At 72.2% G+C, this 378-nt stretch carries 1 protein-coding gene; it reads right to left on the bottom strand.

Going from position 1 to position 378, the window contains the following annotated elements; all coding sequences use genetic code 11:
* The coding region (locus tag UK12_RS40420; protein ID WP_156179115.1) for a hypothetical protein at nt 1-225 on the bottom strand (225 nt) is incomplete at its 3' end.
* Nucleotides 226-378: the final 153 nt, after the last annotated feature.

Genomic DNA, 378 nt, shown 5'->3' with positions numbered 1-378 from the left:
GGCCAGAGAGCGGGTGCGGCGGGCCAGGGTCCAGTGCAGTGGGGCGCTGATGACGGGGTGCGGGGGGGCGCGGCCGGAGGCGGTGGTGTTGGCACAGAGGTTGATCGGCAGGACGTCGTCGATCGGGGCGAAGCCGGCGGCGAGGACGGTGGCGAGGTTGACGGGCTGGACGCCGTCGCTGCCGCCGGACGGCTGGAGGGTGGGCTGGGCGGGGGGTGCAGGCATGAGGGTGGCAACCGTGAGGTAACCGGACCCTGCGATGCGGGAGTTGAGAAGGCAGAGGATGAGGCGGGGGTCCGGCGGTATGGGGCTGACGTCCTGGCAGCGCTCTACGATGGAGCCGGCTGCGGTTGAGCCGGCCTGGACGAGGTGGAGGAA

The sequence above is a fragment of the Saccharothrix sp. ST-888 genome (assembly GCF_000955975.1).
In the GTDB taxonomy this organism is placed as follows: domain Bacteria; phylum Actinomycetota; class Actinomycetes; order Streptomycetales; family Streptomycetaceae; genus Kitasatospora.
The sequence above is the reverse complement of the archived record's forward strand: the minus strand, read 5'-3'. Positions and strand labels throughout refer to the sequence as shown.